The organism is Pseudomonas sp. R151218B TE3479 (genome assembly GCF_053629195.1).
The window spans coordinates 5823157-5842492 of the sequence record NZ_JBRJHV010000001.1 but is presented as its reverse complement, the minus strand read 5'-3'; the positions used below and the strand labels follow the sequence as shown (position 1 = coordinate 5842492).

Sequence of the window (19336 nt, the reverse complement as noted above, 5' to 3'; positions counted from 1 at the left end):
ACTTCCTTGTTCAACGATGTTTGAATTGGCCCTCTATGTAAGGTGTTTTCCCGAGTGCTGTATATCGATGGGTTGTTGCGATGTTTTGCGAATGCCGCACACAAAGGCATTCGCAAAGCCGAGGGCTCAGTGGGCGGACATTAAGGAGGCTGCACCCGCGCCGCCAAACAGGCCCGCGCTGATGCGATTGAACCAGCTCTGGCCTTTGCCGGTACGCAGATAGCGCGCCGCGCCGTGGGCGCCGAGGCCGTAGGCCAGCTTGCAGAGCAGGTCGAGTACGGTCCAGGTGGCGATCATGATCAGCAGTTGCGGCAGGAAGGGTTGTTCGGCGCTCAAGAACTGCGGCAGGAACGCGGCAAAGAACAGGATGTCCTTCGGATTGCTGGCGCCTAGCACGAAGGCCCGGCCGAACAACGCGCGGAAACGCGGCACCGCGGCGGCCTGGGGCACTTCGGCGCCTTGGGCAGGTTGCCGCGATTGCTGCCAGCTCTGCCAGGCGAGGTAGAACAGATACAGGGCACCGACGATTTTCAGGGCGCTGAACAATTGTTCCGACGCCAGCAGCAACGCACCGAGCCCCAGCGCCGAAGCGCTCAGCAGGCAGATCGACGCGATCACCCCGCCGAGGAATGCCGGATACGAGCGACGCAGGCCATAGTTCAGGCTGTTGCCGATCATCAACAGCGACAGCGGGCCGGGGATGAGGATCACCACCAAGGCGGCGCCACTGAACAACAGCCAGGTTTCCAGATTCATTGCTTTGCTCCTGATGGACAAAAGCCTCACCCAAGGGTGAGGCGGGTGGATACGGTATCGCTTACAAGAAGATGAACTTGGCGATGAAGATCGCGCAGAGCACCCACAGGCTGACGGAGATTTCCTTGTGTTTACCGGTACCGGCCTTGAGAACCACGTAGGTGATGAACCCCAGGGCGATACCGTCGGCGACCGAGAACGTCAGGGGCATCATGATGGCCGTGACGATGGCCGGAATGCTGTCGGTCGGTTCGTCCCATTCGATGTGGGCCATACCACCCATCATCAGCATGGCCACGTAGATCAACGCGCCGGCCGTGGCGTAGGCCGGGATCATCCCGGCCAGCGGCGCGAAGAACATGGCGGCAATAAATAGCACACCGACGGTCACGGCGGTAAGCCCCGTGCGGCCACCGGCGGCCACACCGGCGGCGCTTTCCACGTAGCTGGTCACCGGCGGCACACCGACCATGGCGCCGAATACGCTGGAGGCGCTGTCGGCTTTCAAGGCGCGGGACAGGTTCTCGATCTTGCCATCGGCTTTCACCAGGCCGGCGCGCTGGGCAACGCCCATCAAGGTGCCGGCGGTGTCGAACATGTGCACGAACAGGAAGGCCAGCACCACGCTGATCATGCTGACGTTGAACACACCGGCCACGTCCATCGCCATCCAGGTCGGGGCCAGGCTGGGTGGGGTCGACATGACGCCGTTGTACTGCACCAACCCCAGGCCCCAACCGGCCAGGGTCACGGCGATGATGCTGATCAGGATCGCCCCGAACACGCGGTGGTAACTGAGCACGGCGATCATCAGGAAGCACACCGCAGCCAACAACGGACCGGGCTCACGCAACGAACCGAGCTTGATCAGGGTGGCGGGGCTGTCGACGATGATCCCGGCGGTTTTCAGGCCGATCAGCCCGAGGAACAACCCGACCCCCGCACCCATGGCGAACCGCAGGCTCACCGGAATGCTGTTGAGCAGCCACTCGCGCACCCGTGACAGGGTCAGGATCATGAACAGCACACCGGAAATGAACACTGCGCCCAACGCGGTTTCCCAGTTGTAGCCCATGGTCCCGACCACGGTGTAGGTGAAGAACGCGTTCAGGCCCATGCCCGGTGCCAGGCCCACCGGCCAGTTGGCGTACAGGCCCATCAACAGGCAGCCCAGGGCGGCGGCGATGCAGGTGGCGACGAAGGCGGCACCGTGATCGATGCCGGCGTCGGCCATGATGTTGGGGTTGACGAAGATGATGTAGGCCATGGTGATGAAGGTTGTCAGGCCGGCAATCAGCTCGGTCTTCACCGTGGTGCCATGCAAGCTGAGTTTGAAGAGGCGTTCCAGCCAGCCACTGCGTAGTGGCGGCGAGAGGTCCAGCGTCCGGGCTTCGGGTTTGCGGCTTTCCACAGCGAGTACTCCTCAAGAGTCTTATTGTTATTTCCAGCACCGCAAACGCCTTGGGGTGGCTGCGATGCGCTGAGGCAGGTAAGGCTGGCGAAGTATGTTGACCTTTTGGTCAGGAACTCGCACGAAGCGAATTATGCTTTTGTATACAAATAATGCAAATAATGTTTTCTGTGTTGTCGACGAAATGTCGGGTGATAGGGATATATCGACCTTGCGGGCGCTATCGCGAGGGAGCTCGCTCCCACAATGGGCTTTGGTGAATGCAAGATTTGTGTCTGGCGACGTCCCCTGTGGGAGCGAGCTTGCTCGCGATAGCGTCGGATCAGGCGCCTTCAGTCGCCAGACTTGCCCAGTGCCAGGTTCACCGCCAACCATCCATTCACCGCAGCCTCCCCAGCCTCGGCAAACACCCGCTCCAGCAATTTCACCTGCTCACGCCGCAACGCCTGCTCGAACCGCTCGCCCTCGGCCGTCAGCTCCAACAGCCGCTTACGCTTGTCAGTCTCGGACGCGACGCTGTTCACCAGATGCATTTCCATCAACTGCCGCAACGGCATGTTCAGCGCCTGCTTGCTCACCCCGAGCAGGGCCAGCAATTCCTTCACGCTCAAGGACGGGTAGCGGGCGATGAAAAAAACGATGCGCTGGTGGACCCGACTCAATCCACGACGCTCGAGCATTTCATCGGCCTTGGCAGTGAACGCCTGGTAACCGAAGAAAAACGCTTCCATGGCCATTTGTTGGGAAGTCGGGTTTTTAAGGTCAATCATGTTGACGTATCCAGAGAGGTCGGAGTAATTTCGGTCAATCAGTTTGACTCATTCTTCCAGCGACCCGCTACAGGTGACCCCATGGCTTTTTCCGAACGTGTCTCGCGCCTCAAAAGTTCTTTGATTCGAGAAATCCTCGCGGCGGCGCAGCGCCCTGAAGTGATGTCGTTCGCCGGCGGCCTGCCGGCCGAAGCCATGCTGCCGAAGGTGGAATGGACGGCCATGCCGTTGTCCATGGGCCAGTACGGCATGAGCGAAGGCGAACCGGCCCTGCGCGAAGCCCTGGCGGCCCAGGCGCGGGGGCTGGGTGTGGCCTGTGAGGCGAGTCAGGTGTTGGTGGTCAGCGGCTCCCAGCAAACCCTCGACCTGGCGGCCAAGCTGCACATCGACGTGGGCACTGAAGTGATGCTCGAAGCGCCGACCTACCTGGCGGCGTTGCAGATTTTCCAACTGTTCGGCGCCGACTGCATCACCGTGCCCCTTGAGGCCGACGGCCCAGACCTGCACCAGTTGCGGGCCCGCCTGGAGCAGCATCGGCCAGCGTTCATCTACCTGATTCCGACGTTCCAGAACCCCTCGGCGGTGCGCTACAGCGAAGCCAAGCGCGATGCCGTGGCGGCGCTGCTGGATGAGTTTGGCGTCACCCTGATCGAGGACGAACCCTACCGCGAGCTGACGTTCGATGGCGGCAGTGCCACGCCGATCGTCAGTCGCTTGAAGAAGGCCAGTTGGATCTACACCGGTACCGTGTCGAAAACCCTGTTGCCGGGGCTACGGGTGGGCTACCTGATCGCCAGCCCGGATTTGTTCCCGCACCTGCTGCGGCTCAAGCAGTCGGCGGACCTGCACACCAACCGCATCGGTCAGTGGCAGGCGCTGCAATGGATTGGTACCGAACAGTACCGCAGCCATTTGAGCGAATTGAGGGATTTCTACCGGGACCGTCGCGACCGGTTCCAGGCAGCGTTGCAAAAGCATTTCTCTGATATCGCGGACTGGAACGTGCCCCAGGGCGGGTTGTTTTTCTGGCTGACCCTCAGGCAACCGCTGGACACCCGCACCTTGCTCGCCGCCGCGCTGGCGGCCGACGTTGCGTTCATGCCGGGGGAGCCGTTCTTCCCCGAGCCGGACCTGCATCCGGGGCACTTGCGCTTGAACTTCAGCCACATCGACCCGGCGCGGCTGGATGAAGGGCTCAAGCGGTTGGCGGGGGTGGTGCGGGAGGCGTTGGCTGCAAAAGCGGCTTGATATCAGGGGGCTTTGTGGTGGCTGTCCGGGCCCCATCGCGAGCAAGCTCGCTCCCACAGGGGATTTGTGGATGATTGCAGATTTTCAATCAACACCGGCCCCTGTGGGAGCGAGCTTGCTCGCGATGAGGCCAGTAGTCACAGTAGAAAATGGTCAGGCTGCAGAGAACCGCTTATCCAGATACTCAATGATCACCTTGGAGTCATACATCCAGGTGGTCTCGCCATTTTCTTCAATACGCAGGCACGGCACTTTGATCTTGCCGCCTTGTTCCAGCAGCGTCTGGCGATCCTGGGCGTTGTTTTTCGCATCGCGCAGCGCCACCGGTACGTTGAGGCGGCGCAAGGTGCGGCGGGTCTTCACGCAGAACGGGCAGGCGTGGAACTGATAGAGCGTCAGGCTGCGGGCGGCCTGGTCGACCTGCGCCTGGGCCTCGGCCGGGCGCTGTTTCCTGCTTGGGCGAGTGATGAAGTCGATGAGGATGATGAGCTGGCCCAGGCCAACTCGAAGCGCTTTGACGATCACGGTATTCAGCCTCGCGGCGGGGAAGAGGAGGGCGCGCAGCTTACCTGATTTTTCACCGGCGAAAAAAAACCGGCGATCAATGCCGGTTTTCTTCACGCGACGGGTTACTTGATGAGGCTGAGGAATTCGCTGCGAGTGGCGGCGTTTTCCCGGAACTCGCCGAGCATCACCGAAGTGATCATCGAGGAATTCTGCTTTTCCACACCGCGCATCATCATGCACATGTGCTTGGCCTCGATCACCACCGCCACACCCAGGGCGCCGGTCACTTGCTGGACCGCGTCGGCGATCTGGCGGCTGAGGTTTTCCTGGATCTGCAGGCGCCGCGCATACATGTCGACAATGCGCGCGACTTTCGACAACCCCAGCACCTTGCCGCTCGGGATGTAGGCCACGTGGGCCTTGCCGATGAAAGGCAGCAGGTGGTGTTCGCACAACGAGTACAACTCGATGTCCTTGACCAGCACCATCTCGCTGTTATCGGAGCTGAACAAGGCACCGTTGGTGACTTCTTCCAGCGTTTGTTCATAACCGCGGCAGAGGTACTGCATGGCCTTGGCAGCGCGCTTGGGCGTATCGAGCAGGCCCTCGCGGGAAACGTCCTCGCCCAGTTGGCCGAGAATCGCGGTGTAGTTCTGTTCCAGTGTCACAGAGGCTGATTCCATAAGGGTTTCAGGAGGGTACTTGTTCTGTCTGTACCAATTTTGTACCAATCAAGCTGTTTTCGAGTTTCCCGAGTTCGCCCCAGTCGGTGCTGGAATTGATCCATCGGGCATAGGTCGAGAGCAACATCTGAACGCTGTGACCCAGCTGAGTGGCAATAAATGCAGGGTTCATACCCGCCATGAGGCACATGGTAGCGTATGTGTGTCGGCAGTTGTATTGCCGACGGGCGCGAATCTCCAATTCGGTCAGTGCCGCCTGGAAGTGTTTGTCAGTGACGCTGGACTGCTGGATGAACTCGAAATTTTTCGTGGGTGGGAACACATAGGGCGACTTCTGCTGCTTCCTACGGCTCTGTTTCGCACGTTGCTCGGCGATTTGCTCTGCAACCTCAATGGCGTGCATGGCGCGGCTATTGAGCATCACCTGCCGTTCATTGCGGGTTTTGGTGCGCTCCTCAATCTTATAGTCCGCGACGATCCGACACACGGTGGCTAAGCGTTTCTGTTTGTCTACCTCGTCCCACCGGAGGGCTGCTATCTCGCTAGGGCGCATGCCGGTATAGAAGGCGAACTCGAAGTAAGCCGCATAGATCCGCATCGAATGGTTCAGCGTCTTATATAGGTGTTCGATGATGGCGTTGGCCTCCGCCACCGTGAAGGGGTCGATGGGCTTTTTCGTTTTCACGGGAAGCTCGATGGACTCGACCGGGTTGCGATTGATCAGGCCGTCTTTGACGGCGGTGCTGAACACTGTCGTCAGCCGCTGGATTGCCGAGCGTTTAACGCCCGGCGATTTCCATTCAGTGTTGGCTACAATTTTACGCAATAGCACTGAGGTGATGCCGTCCATGGGCAACAGAGCCAAGTGGGGCATCCAGTACAAATTGAGGGACGCTCGATAGTTCTTGCGTGTGCCTGCTACCACCTCCCGACTGTTTAACCACTCCTGGGCATACTCCCCGAAGCGGGGAGTAGCCGAGTAGGTAGCATAAGTGGAGTTGGGAAACAGCTCGGCATAGCGTTGGTCGTCGAGAACGCCATGCTTGATCAGACTGGTTACGTTAGCGCGTAGATCGGATGCCGCTTTAATGCCTTTCGGTGTCTGGGGATAGGGGAGGGTTTCGCAACGGCGTTGCCCGTTCCAGGTGAAGCGAATCCTGACGGACTGGCCGACAAATTCAACTCCGGTGGGCAATCCCATTGGCTTTCGAGCCATGCCTCATATCTCCTGATGCTGTAATAGATGCGGTTGTCGATGGTGTTCCAGACGCCTTTAGGGATGACCCCTCTGGCGCGTTTGCCCTGCAATGCTCGGCGGGTCGTACCGACCAACTCGGCCATTTTGTCCTCGGGAATCTTGTCCACTTGGTACTGCAGCGGTGGCGGATCCGCTGCGGTGTCGAAGTGCGTATACCCCAAGGCAGGCTGAGCGGGCTGGCGGTTCTGAGCTATCAGCGTGGCTTCAGATGCTTCTGCCCGGCGCAGCCTTTCGTGGGGTATAAGTGCCCCGGCAGTGGCTTGGAAAGAAGCAGTAATGCCTGCTGCTGCGCAGCAGAGGCTGTTATTTACAGGCGCATTGACCCAACTGGCGCTGCGGAGCAAAGCGGACTGGGTTTGAGGGGCGTTCTGTTCCTGCTTCATGCCGCTTTCCTCCGGTGTTCAATAGCGAGTTGGTCCATCAGGCGCTGGTGGTAGGTGAGCCGGGCTTCGGTGGGTGACCACGGCCGGATGCGTTCGGGCGCGGGTTCGATGCCGAGAAGGCAATCCCAGGTGGCCGGGTCGGGTGGCATCAGGTCGCGGCGTTCGGTGGCCAGGGCGATCAGGTCGGCCTGGGTTACGGATGCCGGCAGGTCCTGATCGAGGCGGAAACGGGTGCAAATGCGGTCCCAGATCCAGGCCTCAACGTCCCGGTAGGCACACATCCATTGCTTGAGCGGCCGCACCATGTCGCCGATGTAGGCTTCGGTAGCGTCGTGGAGGAGGGCGGCGAGCTTGTGTTCGGTCGGCACCAGATCCGCAACCAAGCAACTATGCTGGGCCACGCTGTAGAACTCGCGGGTGTGGCCGTTGAAGCGGCACAGGTGAGCCAGCGAGTGAGCAATGTCCCGTGGGTCGATCATGTCGGCGTCGGGCTCGAACAGGTCAAAGCGTTTGCCGGTTTGTGTGAGGATCCAGTTCATGCTGCCTCCTTGACCAGGTCGGCGAGCAGCAGGGCGTTCTGGGTGTCCTTGTGCAACTTGCGCAGGGCGTCGTAGCCGATCAGCAGCGACAGCTGCCGGTCAAACTCTTTGCGGAATCGAGTCACTTCGCGCAGTTCGGCGGTGGCTTTGGCGTGTTGCTGGTACAGCACGCCGGCGTCTTGAGGCGAGAGGCGTAGCATCGGGCTATGACGGCTCATGCTGCGTCCTCCACTTTGACCTGATCCAGCAGAGCGGCCATGCCCAGTGCTTTCTCGCGCAGGTCGAGCGCCTGCTGTGCCTGTGCTTTCGAACTCATGGCGCGGAAGGTGTCAGAGGCCAGCCTCAGTTTTTCGGCGATCTGCATAAGCGTTTGGCGCTCTTGAGGGCCGAAGGCTTGGTTTTCTCTCAGCCGCTTCGCATGGGCTGCGAGGTGCTTGTGATCTGCACGGATGAATTGGAGGGATGCCTCCAGTTCGCGGATGGTCTTGGCGTTGGCGGCTCGTTCGTCGTTCGTGCCCTCTTCGATACCTTCGACGCGGCCGTCAATTAGCCCTCCTCGGTAGCCGGTCCAGTAGATGAGGGCCGCGCCGACTATCAGGCCGATCAATGCGCAGATTTGAATTGCAGTCATGTGGTGTGCTCCTAGTGGGTGGCTGGTGGTGGCAGCCGTTACGGTTAGGCTTCTTCGGTTGCGTCGGCCTGGGCCTTCGCGTGGACTTCATCGGCCCTGTAGGCCTGGATGTCGATCAGTGCCGCGACGTGGCGGATATGCGCGTACTTCGGTGCCTTGCGGCTGCTGTCCAGCGTGGTCACGGGCAGTTGAATGCGGCCGCTGGTGATTTCGGCTGCAAACGACTGCTCGTTGAGGTTGCGGAAGTACTGCACGCGCAGCTTTTCGAGGGGGATAAGCACGTCGCCGAAGGTGCGATACAGCAGCTCGACGGTAGCCGTTTCTGGTGCTGGCATCAGGCGCAGCGGGTTTTGAGGCTGGTTACTCATGAGGCTTTTGGCTCTCCATGCGTTTGTGTCGGGCCGGGTGGTTCCAGGCATTCAGGCAATGGCGTTTGGTCAGCTCGCGCAGATGCTCCGGCACCTCAAGGAGCGCGGCGTTGCGCTCCTCTCGGGTGCGTAGGGCGATGATCTGGCGGGCGTATTCCCTAGGCCACGTCACGGTTGTCTGCCGGGATGGCAGGAAGGTCGAGGCCCAGTTGCTCCGCTAGCCATGGGATGCCGGCCTGCCGAACGCGTGTCGATTGGCTGTACTGCATGCCCAGCGTGTCGTGGTACCAATTGCTATCTTTGACCCGCAGGTACTCACGGTCACGAACGGGGAACGCCGGCAGGTTGCGGTCGGTAAGCAGGCCCTTCTCACGCATGAGTTTGATCAGGGCGGGGCGGGTCAGGCCGAAGTGCTTGGCGGTCTTTTCGAGGTTGCGCTCCATGGCATACCTCCTAAGCTGCGTGCGCGGCGGGTGTCGCCAGCGCAGCCAGGTGGTTGATGGATTCGCAAACCTGCTCGTACATCTCGGCGTCGGTGCCGTACACGGTGAAGCACTTGGTACGTGGGCTTTTGACGCCGATGCTCATGACTACGGTGATGCCCGAGCGTGTACGAGTCCGGTGCACAGCGAGCCGGATCGGCAGTTCAAAACCTAGGTCCAGGTCGATGAACCCACCCGTACAAACCAACCTGAAAACTTGTTCGCGCTGCTGGGTGCTGAAAGCGCCGTACTCGCGTTCGGCATGTCGTTGCAGGTGGGGTTTGCCAGACAGGTCAAAAGGGCCGTTGACGATCTCCTCAATGAAGTCGGCCAGTTTCAAGTGAGTTTTCTTGGTGTTGGGCAGAGTCAGCGTGTGGCGCTCTGAGCCCAGCTCAACGGTGAAGGTGCTGTCCGTCTTGTTGCGTTCAACCTTCAACCGAAATGCCAGTACATCGCGTCGAGGCGTTGACCGTAGGGTGTGATTGAAAGTCCCGCTCAGCTTCACCTGGGCGCTGAGCAATGTCAGTGTGCGGTTGTCGATCAGGAATTTGCTCATGCTGCCCGGCCTCCGTCGTTTGGATCGAAGGAAGTCGGTGCGGTACGGGCATGTTGCTTAGGTTTAGATGGGATGAAGGTGCAGCCGTAGATGCGGGCTAGGCGCCTTACTTCGAAGATGCGGGATAGGTCGGCAACGGCCGGATGGACGTGCAGGGATGCTGTGGTGTGCATGGTTTTGCCTCGCTCTGTGGTGGAAGAGTGAGTTGAATATCAACCAACAGTTGATTTGTGTCAAGCTTGGTTGATGTTCCGCTGCCGCGTACGTTGCGCTACCATCGGTTGATGCCGAAACCGCGAGAGAAGGATTTTTTAAGTGAGCGATGTGGAAGTGGAAGTGGATGATGATCCGGAACGTTTTTGGCGGCTTCCTCCTGGTGACCTCGAAAGAGTTTTAACTGCATTGGAATCTCGATGCAAAGCCGCAAAGATTGATTTACAAGTAGAACGTGACGAGGAAGGAAATGGGGAATACTGCTTTTACTTAAAGTCTGGGCGCGACACTCGTTCGGTTAATATTTGGGACGAGAACGATCTTTTATTATTTGAGCAAGTGGATTTTGAACAATATGTATTTTTAGCCGGTTTGCAGGCAATTTGTAACTATGATAAAGGAACTATTGAGGCGATGGTTGAATTGGCGGGTCCTAATCGATCTGTCCACGCTATAACTCAAAGATTGTTCGGGGTTTCGCTTAGAGATGCTAGAAAGCAGAACCTTAAGTTGAATGTTTCTGTAGAGGACGGTGATCCAATCATAGAGTTTGGCTTTCCGACTGATGCTTTCAGTATTCTAGTCGGTGGTGCCAATACTATCACGCTAAAAATTTTCAATTTGAAAGTTAAGCAGCACGATGAGGCGCTGAACTACATTACAACAGTAGCGAATTCGCTACTGTTTCAGCTGGACTTAATGTCTGATATTCCTTTGGTTTTGAAAAGAGTTGGGTCTATTCACCAGCGTCAATCGAGATTGGATAAAGAAGCGGTACTAACATATCCCAAAGTAGAATTTGATTCAGCGCCTCTCTCTCTCTATTGGTACGGTAGGGGAGCCGTAGGTATGCCTTTGCTCCAGTACCTCGCCTTTTATCAAGTAATTGAGTTTTATTTTCCACGATACTCACAATCCGAGGCTCATAGGAAACTAAAAAGATTACTTAAAAATCCTGCGTTTAGATCCGATCGGGACTCTGATGTGGCTCAGCTGCTGGATGCAATTCACGTAAGCAAGAGTGGCGCATTTGGGGACGAGAGATCTCAATTGCGAGCTGTAATTGACGAGTGTCTGTTCAATGATGAGCTAAAAAAATTCATAACGGCAGATGAAAAACGAATGGAGTTTTTTGCGGTAAAAACTAAATCTATTTATCATAAAATAAATATTATGTCAGAAGATGACATAAAGGCTGATGTCGCAAGGCGTATATATGAGATACGTTGTAAGATTGTACATACTAAATCGGATTCTAGGGATGTTGAGGTAAAGATATTATTACCTTACTCTAAAGAAGCTGAGCAGCTAAGGTTCGATATTGAGCTCATTCAATATGTGGCGCGGCAGGTTCTTATTGCAGGTGGCAGTGCAATTGGCAAGCATTAATAGAAGAAGCTACTCAGGAATAAAAGAACCTACCACTTTTCCGCAGATGTGGGTTTCTTCTGTTATGTCTATTATTGGGTATTGAGGGTTGATAGGTCTTAAAAAAATACGTCCGGCATCTTCTACTAAAACCTTGAACGTGGCTTCGTTGGTGCGCGGTACACGGGCTATAACTCGATCACCAGTATTCGCTTTCAATTCTGGATCAACGAATATAATACATCCGTCCGGATATGTTCTTCCTGGTCCAGGATTTGTCATAGAATCGCCACGCACCTTCAGGGCATACCCGTTGCTGCTGATTGCGACGGGACAAGAAAGCCAAGTGTCTGCATGGTAGGGCTCGTAGTTCGCAATCTCTTCACACCAAGCTCCGGCTTGTACCCACGAGATAAGTGGAACTTTGCCGTACCGCTCAAGCACTGGGCTGACGTTGCTTTCTTTGTTTGAAGGTTCTATATGCACATCGCCGCTTGTCTCCAATTTCTTCGGCATTACCCCGTACTCAAGCCACTCCCTTCGTACCTCGAGCCAAGAGCACAACGCAGCCATACTGTCAGCCTCAGCCATTGCTTCGCCATTGAGCCATTTACTAACCGCTTGTGTAGTTTTCTCGACACCCATTGCTTTGAGCCGCTTATGGATGTCCACACCGCGGCCCCGACCTCGTACGCCAGCGTCATCTAGAGCTTCATGAAGGCGCGAGCTAAAGGCTGCGCGTTGAACATTTTTATCAACCATAGGTTGAGGGTGCCAGAAAGGTTGCACAATAGTCAGTTGATGTTTAATATCAACTGATAGTTGATTATTGGAGATCCCATGTTGAACCCTGACAATTTCCCAAACGCGATAGCGTTCGCCTTTGAGGCTGTGGGCGGTATTGGAGCTGCGGCTAAGGTTTGCGATAGAAGCTGTCAAGCGCTGAACAAGTGGCGCTTGGCGGCAAGTTTGCCTCGCACTGACTACACCGGAGAGACCAAATACGCTCAGCTTTTGGCTAAGGCGGCAAAGAAACAGGGCAATTCATTCGAGGCAGCATGGTTGCTTGATGTGGCCGCTCCTCATAAAACGGCTGCCTAGTTCAGAAAAAAGGCGACCCCAAGGTCGCCCAGTTCCTCCCGGCACGCACCACCACAGCGCTGTCGGGTCGCGATAAACGTAGGCGGGCACACCACATGCTAAACCGCCTCCCTTTACCGCGCTTTCCAAGGCTCGGACGCCTTGGTGTTGCTGCCTTTTCCACCACAGATTAGGCAGCTATTGCGCCAGGGGTGAGCAATGGATTGTTCGCCCCGGCACGGTGCCGGTGTCGATCCCGAAGATCTAGCCGGCGTTTGGGCCCTTTCAAGCCACGCGGCAAATGTATCACCACTGCATGTCGCGCGGCACTGGCAACTTTTAAGGATTAATGCCATGAGCCGAATCGCTCTGAGTTGCGTCGAACGAGCACAGCGGGAAGTCCTGCCGCTCGATCTGGCGCTCTACCACGCCGCACGGGATTACCCAGGCGGCGCCGCTGCAATCGCCGCCACCACCGGCCGAAACTCCACCACGCTGCAGCACAAGCTGTCCCCCACGCACCCCAGCCACTCGGTGAATATCCAAGAGTTTGCCGAGATCCTCGAACTGACCAAGGACAGGCGCATCCTGGATGCGGTACATGCCTTGGTCGGCGATACGATCTGGCACGAACTGTCTGAGGTGTACACCACTGACATGCCGGAAACCCTGACCGTTGGCCTCGCTGAGTATTTCCGGCAGGTGGCCGATCTGGCTGATACCTGGGCCAAGAGCATTGGCGATGGGGTGGTCAGTGATCATGAGTTGGCCGCGATTCGCCTGCAGGTGTTTCGAGGTATTCAAGGGCTGCTGGGGTTGTTCAACCGCGCCACGTACGTCAACCAGACAACGCGGGGTGACGGCCGTGGCTGACATTGCTGATTTCGCTAATGACCTGGTGCAAGAGCGCATTGATCAGGCCCTTGCTGCACGCGCTGCATTCAAGCCGGCGATGTCCAGCCATTCGTTGTTGTTCTGTGAAGGCTGTGGCGGCGTTATCCCCGAAGCGCGCCGTCTGGCTCTGCAGGGCTGCACTCATTGTGTGACGTGCCAGTCATTCAATGAGCTGCGGGAGGCTCGGTATGCTCGATGACGTGCTGAATCAATTTGAGGACTTTGGTCTGGAGCCCGCGCAGCCGCTCGTTTACGGCAAGCTGACTCGATGCAAGACCGCCCTGGATAAAGGCAAAGAGAAAAACGGCTGGTACGTTCTACATGAGCATCGCACGGAGAAGGGAGAGGACCTGATCTTCGGTGCGTTCGGCGACTGGCGGACAGGTGAAACGCAAAAGATCAAGGTAAAGCCCGGGCGGATGACACCTGAGGAGCGTGAAGTCATGCGCGCTCGTCAGGAGGAAGCCAAGCGCAAGGCCGCCGAGAAGGCTGCCAACGCTGCCCGTCGAGCGGCTAACCGCGCTGCTGGGTTGTTTAAACGCATGCCCGAGAAAGGCCGTAGCGCCTATCTGGATCGAAAGCAGATCGTGGGCCTAGGCGTTCGTTATGCCCCGCGCTCCGGCGCGGTTTTGGTGCCCATGCAAAACGCTCGGGACCAGATCGTCGGGCTGCAAGTGATATTCCCCGATAAGCAAGAGGAAACCGGCCGGGACAAGTCTTATTGGCCCTACGGCATGTCGAAAGAGGGGGCTTTTCTTCTGATCGGTCCTCATCCGGAACCGGGTGAGCCGATACTCGAATGTGAGGGGTACGCCACCGGCATTAGCCTGCATATGGCGACCTCACTCACAGTTGCGGTTGCCTTTGATGCGGGCAATTTGCTGGCTGTCGCCAAGATCATGCGTGAGCGTTTTCCTGGGCGCCCGATCATCATCTGTCGTGACGATGACTGGAAGACCAAGCGCCCGAATGGCGAGCCCTGGAACCCAGGTGAAGAGAAGGCCAACAACGCGGCTACGGTTGTGGGTGGTCAGGTAGTCGGCCCGATCTTTTCGGTTGAGCGAGAGGATAAGTGGACCGACTTCAACGACCTACACTGCGCGGAGGGTTTGGAAGCTGTGCGCCGCCAGGTCCTGGCGGTGGTCAAACCTCCTGCAGCAGGTGGTTGGAAAGACCGATTGGCCCGTACAGAAAACGGCATGTTGATTGCCCACATGCAGAACGTAGAGCTGATCCTGAGCAACGACGAACGCTGGGCCGGTGTGATCGGCTTCAGCGCTTTCAGCTCCAAGATCGTCAAGCTGCGTGCTGCCCCGTATGGCGGTGGCGTCGGTGATTGGGCTGACATCGATGACATGCTGGTGATGAAGTGGCTCGCCCAGCAGTACAACTTGCGGGTCAAGGCCAGCAGCGTGATCGAGGCGGTCAGTGTGGTTGCACATGACAACGCTTTTCACCCCGTGCGCAATTACCTCAACGGCCTGGAATGGGACCGAGTGCCCCGGCTTGATACCTGGTTAACCGACATCATGGGCGTTGCCCCTTCGGACTACAGCTCGAAGGTCGGTAAGCGCTGGATGGTCTCGGCGGTCGGCCGGGTGATGCAACCGGGCTGCAAGGCTGACTCGGTGATGATCCTCGAGGGCGCGCAGGGCGCCGGTAAGTCCACGGCCATGTCGGTGCTGGGTGGTGACTGGTTTATGGACACACCTTTCGCCCTGGGCGACAAGGATGGGTTCCAGGCCATTCGCGGCAAGTGGATCGTTGAGCTGGGGGAACTGGACAGCTTTAACAAGGCCGAGTCCACCAAAGCAAAGCAGTTCTTCTCGGCCTCGACAGACACCTACCGCGAGAGCTATGGCCGCAGAACGATGGACGTGCCACGCCAGTGTGTTTTCGTGGGTACGACGAACCAGGATGAGTACCTGAAGGACGCCACGGGCAACCGGCGTTATTGGCCGGTCGCGTGTACCAAGGTGGAGCTGGACAAGCTGCGCGAGATCCGCGATCAGCTGTGGGCCGAGGCGATGTTTTGCTATCAGTCCGGCGATATCTGGTGGGTCAACCGGGAGGAGGCACCGTTGTTCGCCGAGGCCCAGGAAGAGCGCTTTGTGGTGGATGAGTGGGAAGGCCCGATTCTGGATTGGCTCGAGGAGTCTCAAATTGGCGAGACCGCGACCGGCACCGACATTCTGCTGGGGGCTTTGAAACTGGACTTCGGTCACTGGGGCAAACCGGAACAGATGCGGGTTGGGGCGATCATGCACCGGTTGGGTTGGCGCAAGGTCCGGCAGCCAGCTCTGCGAAAAAGCGGTATCAGGCCTTGGGCTTACAAGAAGCCGGAGAACTGGGGCAGGGGAACGAACCTGGAACAGCAGCGGGTCGAGGAGCCATGTTTCGATGATTAAGGAGATCGATGCGCGGCTGCGTAAATGGGCAGAGGATCTGCATTGCGGCCTGAGTGCCGGCGGGCTCGCCGGTGGGAACATGGTCGCCATGATGATGGAGAGTAATGGGCAATTGATTCGAGGCCGACGTGCGTTCCGTGCGCCGTTGGAAGGTTCGCTGGATATCGAGCTGATCGTGACCAAGCATCTGGAACCAGCGCATGAGCAAATCGTGCGAGAGCACTACTGCAACCAGGACTCCGACATGCGCTTGAAGTACGCCCATTGCGGCTGTGGGCGCGATACCTACTATCAGCGTCTGCATGACGCACACCTGTGCATCTATTGGCTGCTGATGGGGATCGCTGCTTGATCCTACCTGCGTCCGTCGCTGTCCTACCGGCTCGCCTTGTCCCACTGCTGTTTGATGCAGTTGGACAAGCGCGGGCCGCGTTGTTGTTGAGCTGTCCTACTGTCCAACCTTCCCGCACGTCCCGCCCATGTGTGAGCGTAGCGGGAACGTATACGCGCCCATGGCGCGCACGCGTGCTCTTAGCTTTTTCTCTTTACGTGAGAGAAGAGGAAATAAGGTAGGACAGCGGGGCAGGCCCCGAATCTAGGCGCCTGTAGCTGTCCCACTTCGATCTAAGGTAGCGGGACAGGCAGGACAGCGCCGCAGGCGCTGGAAGCCGAAATAAAGATATTCGCCGACATTGCCTAGGCGTTCACCAGACATTCACCGGGTGGCATTAAAACAGGCTTGCTGCCACCGGAATCGACCTGTAAAAAGTACTCATCTTCGATAGGTGCGACCGCATAAAGCGGCAGGCACCACACACCAAACCCGGCCCTTGAGCCGGGTTTTTGCGTTTAAGGGGCGGGGTAATGACGAACGAGCAGCAAGCACTGGCAGAGATGCCGATTTGGTTAGTGATTCTCCTGGCCTTGGTCGGTGGCGTATCGGGGGAGATGTGGCGGGCGGACAAGGACGGGGCGCGGGGTTGGGTGTTGTTGAGACGCCTGGCGCTGCGGTCCGGTGCCTGCGTTGTCTGCGGGGTGTCGGCGATGATGCTGATGATCGCCGCCGGCATGTCGCTCTGGACGGCAGGGAGCCTGGGCAGCATCACGGCGATGGCCGGTGCCGATGTAGCCATCGGCCTTTACGAACGCTGGGTGGCCAAGCGACTGGGTGTCACCGAAGCAACAGGCAATGGGGGGTAGGGGGAGGGTAGAGGATTTTTTGGGTCCTCCCCTTGGCCCGCCCCCTACACGGGTTACCGAACTCGCGGTTTCCCTGCAGCTGAGTTTTTTGCAGGGATGTCCGTCTTTTCAAGGGGTTAGCGATGGGTAGGAGAGTCAGCAAAGCTGAACTGAGTGAGATCGTCGGTCGTGATGAACGCACGCTGACCCGATGGCAGAACGACGGGATGCCCGTAATCGAGTTCGGCCTGGGCCGGGGTAACGAAAACCAGTACGACACCGAGGCGGTGATCCAGTGGCTGATGCAACAGGCCGCCCTCAACGGCAAAAAAGAATCCTCTCGTGACCGGCTCGACCGGGTCAGGGCCAATCGTGAAGAGCTGGCGCTGGCCAAGGATTTGGGCGAGGTCGTTATCGCGGCAGACCTGGTCGGACGCTTTGAGGCCATGATCACGGCAGCCAAAGTCGAGTTGCTCAATTCCTTTCCGGATGAGCTGGCCGAACAACTGTCGGCGCGCTACGGCGTTGAAGTTGACGAGCGCCTGATCGCTGACCCCATCGAAACCATCCTGAGGAGGCTGTCAGACTATGACAAGGATGATGCCCAGTCAGATGGAGATTCTGACGAACCGGACGATCCGGAGGGCCCTGAAGAAAACGGCGATTAACGCGCTGCGCGGCGCTTGCCGTAAGTGGGCACCGCCGCCGCGCATGAGCATTATCGAATGGGCGGAAAAATACCGCTGGCTGGCGCCAGAAGAGGCAGCACGCCCCGGCAAATATCGCTTCAACGTCACGCCTCACCTGACCTGGCCCGGCGGCCCTCTGGAGGCGCTGGACGATCCGGCGGTCACCGAGATCGTAGGCCGCAAGTCGGCCCAGGTTGCCTGGACATCGGGCGTTCTCGGTAACGCCCTGGGCAAGTGGATCGACATTGATCCGTCGCCAATCCTGGTGCTGTTTCCCAAGGCCGAAGCCGCTAAGCAGTACGTGGGTGAGAAGCTGGAGCCGATGATCGAGGCGACGCCGCGACTTCGCAAGAAGGTCGATTTGCGCAGCCGCAAGTTGCAGCAGCGCCAGGACTTCAAGCGCTTCCCCGGCGGGTTCCTCAAGATGGTGGGCTCCAACAGCCCGGCCAGCGTGAAATCCACACCGGTACCGCGTGTAGCCATCGAGGAGCCCGACGACTGCAACCTCAACCTGCGCGGGCAGGGCGATAGCATCAAGCTGGCCAAGGAGCGTCTGAAAACCTTTCGCCGCTCCAAGATCATCATCGGCGGTACGCCGACGATCAAAGGTTTGTCAGCCATTGATGCGGAGCTGGAGCTGTCGGACAAGCGCATCGGCTTGGTGACGTGCCACGAATGCGGCCAGGAACATGCGCTGAGCTTCGACAACCTTCATTGCGATGAAGACCCTGAATATCACCACGAGGTCTACGGCAACAAACGGCCGGAGAAGGCGTTCTATTCGTGCCCACATTGCGGCGCGATTTGGGACGACAACCAGAAGAACGCCAACCTCAAGCACGGGCGCTGGCAGGCCACGGCTGAGTTTCGCGGCATCGCCGGTTACATCCTCAACGAGCTGTATGCCACCTTTTGGGGGTCACGCTTCCAGGCGTTGATGGAGAAAAAACTCCAGGCCGAACACGCTGCGGCGCAAGGCAACATCGGTCCGATGATTGCCTTTGTGAACAGCTCGAAGGGCGAAAGCTACGAGTACCAGAGCGATGCGCCGAAGACTGATGAACTGGAGAAGCGTGCCGAGCCGTATGCCGAACTGACAGCGCCGAGGGGCGTGTTGTTGGTCACCGTGGGTGTGGACGTGCAAGGTGATCGTCTGGCGCTGATCATCACCGGATGGGGGCGCGGCGAAGAGTCCTGGCGGCTATATTGGGGCGAGCTACACGGCAACCCAATCGACCCACACGATAGCGTCTGGCAGGAGCTGGACCGGGTCATCGCTCAGCCAATCCCCACCGAGGGCGGCGCGCATTTGGCGGTGTCGGCAGTCAGCATCGACAGCTCGGACGGTAACACCAGCGATGCGGTTTACAGCTACGTCCGTGATCGGCAGCGCTTCAACATCATGGCGATCAAAGGTGCGTCGATTGACAGCCGCGACAAGGAAATCTTCACCAAGCCGCCGCAGTCTGTGGACACCTCCCAGGACAACACCAAAGCGGCGAAATATGGTCTGCGTGTGCACATTGTTGGGACGCACAAGGCCAAGACGCTGATCGATGGCCGTCTGCGCTTGAAGGGGGTTGGGCCGGGGCGCATGCACTGGTACAGCGAGATCCGTTCGGATTACTACGAACAGCTCACCAACGAAGTGCTGGCACCGCATGCGCGTAACCCCAGCAAGATGGTCTGGCAGAAAAAAGCCGGGCGCCGTAACGAAGCCCTGGACTGCGAGGTGTATGCCTTGCACGCCGCACGTAGCCTGAAAACGCATCTGCTACGTGACCACGAGTGGGACCAGTTGGAACAGCAACTGATGCAGCCAACGCTGTTCAACACCGAACAACCGGTCGCACCGGTACCGCGCCGAGTAGTCGCTCGTGGGCGGGGCACCCGCAGTCGAGCGGGCTATTAAG

General features: G+C 58.2%; 24 protein-coding genes. 9 read left to right on the top strand and 15 right to left on the bottom strand.

Features of this window, described 5'->3' with window-relative positions:
* Positions 1-126: 126 nt before the first annotated feature.
* The 3 genes from AB7M32_RS25390 to AB7M32_RS25380 form a co-directional block, all read right to left on the bottom strand.
* Positions 127-756 (bottom strand): LysE family translocator, encoded by a 630-nt coding sequence (locus AB7M32_RS25390; RefSeq protein WP_072406504.1) that lies wholly within the window; start codon positions 754-756, stop codon positions 127-129.
* Positions 757-817: 61 nt separating this feature from the next.
* Positions 818-2167: an NCS2 family permease gene (locus AB7M32_RS25385; protein ID WP_060741127.1), complete on the bottom strand. Its 1350-nt coding sequence runs from the start codon at positions 2165-2167 to the stop codon at positions 818-820.
* A 332-nt stretch (positions 2168-2499) separates the two neighbouring features.
* A complete protein-coding gene (locus tag AB7M32_RS25380) occupies positions 2500-2937 on the bottom strand; it encodes a MarR family winged helix-turn-helix transcriptional regulator (RefSeq protein ID WP_060741128.1) in 438 nt (145 codons plus the stop codon).
* Positions 2938-3018: 81 nt separating this feature from the next.
* Between AB7M32_RS25380 and AB7M32_RS25375 the strand changes: the two genes are divergently transcribed.
* Positions 3019-4185 (top strand): aminotransferase-like domain-containing protein, encoded by a 1167-nt coding sequence (locus AB7M32_RS25375; protein WP_454251751.1) that lies wholly within the window; start codon positions 3019-3021, stop codon positions 4183-4185.
* Between the two features lie 153 nt (positions 4186-4338).
* Here AB7M32_RS25375 and AB7M32_RS25370 read toward each other — a convergent pair whose 3' ends face one another.
* The 11 genes from AB7M32_RS25370 to AB7M32_RS25320 all read right to left on the bottom strand — a co-directional run bounded on the left by AB7M32_RS25370 (position 4339) and on the right by AB7M32_RS25320 (position 9592).
* On the bottom strand, positions 4339-4710 hold the full coding sequence (locus AB7M32_RS25370; RefSeq protein ID WP_454252200.1) for a glutathione S-transferase N-terminal domain-containing protein: 372 nt from the start codon (positions 4708-4710) through the stop codon (positions 4339-4341).
* A gap of 104 nt (positions 4711-4814) precedes the next feature.
* Complete coding sequence (gene folE / locus AB7M32_RS25365; RefSeq protein WP_010456659.1) at positions 4815-5360, bottom strand: GTP cyclohydrolase I FolE; 546 nt, start codon at positions 5358-5360, stop codon at positions 4815-4817.
* Between the two features lie 22 nt (positions 5361-5382).
* Positions 5383-6531: a tyrosine-type recombinase/integrase gene (locus AB7M32_RS25360; protein ID WP_454252199.1), complete on the bottom strand. Its 1149-nt coding sequence runs from the start codon at positions 6529-6531 to the stop codon at positions 5383-5385.
* The gene (locus tag AB7M32_RS25355; protein WP_454251750.1) at positions 6432-7016 is read right to left on the bottom strand and encodes a hypothetical protein; all 585 of its coding nucleotides are present in this window, start codon (positions 7014-7016) and stop codon (positions 6432-6434) included. The genes AB7M32_RS25360 and AB7M32_RS25355 overlap by 100 nt, the downstream gene beginning before the upstream one ends.
* Positions 7013-7555 carry a phosphohydrolase gene (locus AB7M32_RS25350; protein ID WP_454251749.1) on the bottom strand — a complete coding sequence of 181 codons (543 nt, stop codon included), beginning with the start codon at positions 7553-7555 and terminating at the stop codon, positions 7013-7015. Before AB7M32_RS25350 ends, AB7M32_RS25355 begins: the two co-directional genes overlap by 4 nt.
* Positions 7552-7773, bottom strand: a complete 222-nt coding sequence (locus AB7M32_RS25345) for a hypothetical protein (protein WP_106271161.1) — start codon at positions 7771-7773, stop codon at positions 7552-7554. Before AB7M32_RS25345 ends, AB7M32_RS25350 begins: the two co-directional genes overlap by 4 nt.
* Positions 7770-8186, bottom strand: coding sequence for a hypothetical protein (locus AB7M32_RS25340; RefSeq protein ID WP_454251748.1), 417 nt, complete (start codon positions 8184-8186; stop codon positions 7770-7772). Before AB7M32_RS25340 ends, AB7M32_RS25345 begins: the two co-directional genes overlap by 4 nt.
* Before the next feature lie 44 nt (positions 8187-8230).
* Positions 8231-8554: a pyocin activator PrtN family protein gene (locus tag AB7M32_RS25335; protein WP_454251747.1), complete on the bottom strand. Its 324-nt coding sequence runs from the start codon at positions 8552-8554 to the stop codon at positions 8231-8233.
* Complete coding sequence (locus AB7M32_RS25330; protein WP_232775347.1) at positions 8547-8726, bottom strand: hypothetical protein; 180 nt, start codon at positions 8724-8726, stop codon at positions 8547-8549. The genes AB7M32_RS25335 and AB7M32_RS25330 overlap by 8 nt, the downstream gene beginning before the upstream one ends.
* On the bottom strand, positions 8713-8997 hold the full coding sequence (locus AB7M32_RS25325; protein ID WP_072348346.1) for a phage antirepressor KilAC domain-containing protein: 285 nt from the start codon (positions 8995-8997) through the stop codon (positions 8713-8715). The genes AB7M32_RS25330 and AB7M32_RS25325 overlap by 14 nt, the downstream gene beginning before the upstream one ends.
* A 10-nt stretch (positions 8998-9007) precedes the next feature.
* Complete coding sequence (locus tag AB7M32_RS25320) at positions 9008-9592, bottom strand: hypothetical protein (protein ID WP_454251746.1); 585 nt, start codon at positions 9590-9592, stop codon at positions 9008-9010.
* A 315-nt stretch (positions 9593-9907) separates the two neighbouring features.
* On the opposite strand from AB7M32_RS25320, the gene AB7M32_RS25315 reads away from it, so the two are divergent.
* Positions 9908-11194, top strand: coding sequence for a hypothetical protein (locus AB7M32_RS25315; RefSeq protein WP_454251745.1), 1287 nt, complete (start codon positions 9908-9910; stop codon positions 11192-11194).
* A 9-nt stretch (positions 11195-11203) separates the two neighbouring features.
* Here AB7M32_RS25315 and AB7M32_RS25310 read toward each other — a convergent pair whose 3' ends face one another.
* Positions 11204-11935, bottom strand: a complete 732-nt coding sequence (locus AB7M32_RS25310; protein ID WP_454252198.1) for a LexA family protein — start codon at positions 11933-11935, stop codon at positions 11204-11206.
* A 672-nt stretch (positions 11936-12607) separates the two neighbouring features.
* Between AB7M32_RS25310 and AB7M32_RS25305 the strand changes: the two genes are divergently transcribed.
* The 7 genes from AB7M32_RS25305 (at position 12608) to AB7M32_RS25275 (ending at position 19335) form a co-directional block, all read left to right on the top strand.
* Complete coding sequence (locus tag AB7M32_RS25305) at positions 12608-13126, top strand: phage regulatory CII family protein (RefSeq protein ID WP_177433854.1); 519 nt, start codon at positions 12608-12610, stop codon at positions 13124-13126.
* On the top strand, positions 13119-13346 hold the full coding sequence (locus tag AB7M32_RS25300; RefSeq protein WP_271901851.1) for a TraR/DksA family transcriptional regulator: 228 nt from the start codon (positions 13119-13121) through the stop codon (positions 13344-13346). Before AB7M32_RS25305 ends, AB7M32_RS25300 begins: the two co-directional genes overlap by 8 nt.
* Complete coding sequence (locus AB7M32_RS25295) at positions 13336-15555, top strand: VapE domain-containing protein (RefSeq protein WP_454251744.1); 2220 nt, start codon at positions 13336-13338, stop codon at positions 15553-15555. The genes AB7M32_RS25300 and AB7M32_RS25295 overlap by 11 nt, the downstream gene beginning before the upstream one ends.
* On the top strand, positions 15548-15907 hold the full coding sequence (locus tag AB7M32_RS25290) for a PA0613 family protein (protein WP_371050064.1): 360 nt from the start codon (positions 15548-15550) through the stop codon (positions 15905-15907). The genes AB7M32_RS25295 and AB7M32_RS25290 overlap by 8 nt, the downstream gene beginning before the upstream one ends.
* A 512-nt stretch (positions 15908-16419) precedes the next feature.
* Positions 16420-16755: a phage holin family protein gene (locus AB7M32_RS25285; protein WP_106271189.1), complete on the top strand. Its 336-nt coding sequence runs from the start codon at positions 16420-16422 to the stop codon at positions 16753-16755.
* 122 nt (positions 16756-16877) lie between these two features.
* Complete coding sequence (locus AB7M32_RS25280; RefSeq protein WP_106271192.1) at positions 16878-17402, top strand: terminase small subunit; 525 nt, start codon at positions 16878-16880, stop codon at positions 17400-17402.
* 43 nt (positions 17403-17445) lie between these two features.
* Positions 17446-19335, top strand: coding sequence for a phage terminase large subunit family protein (locus AB7M32_RS25275; protein WP_454251743.1), 1890 nt, complete (start codon positions 17446-17448; stop codon positions 19333-19335).
* The last annotated feature ends 1 nt before the right edge of the window (position 19336 follow it).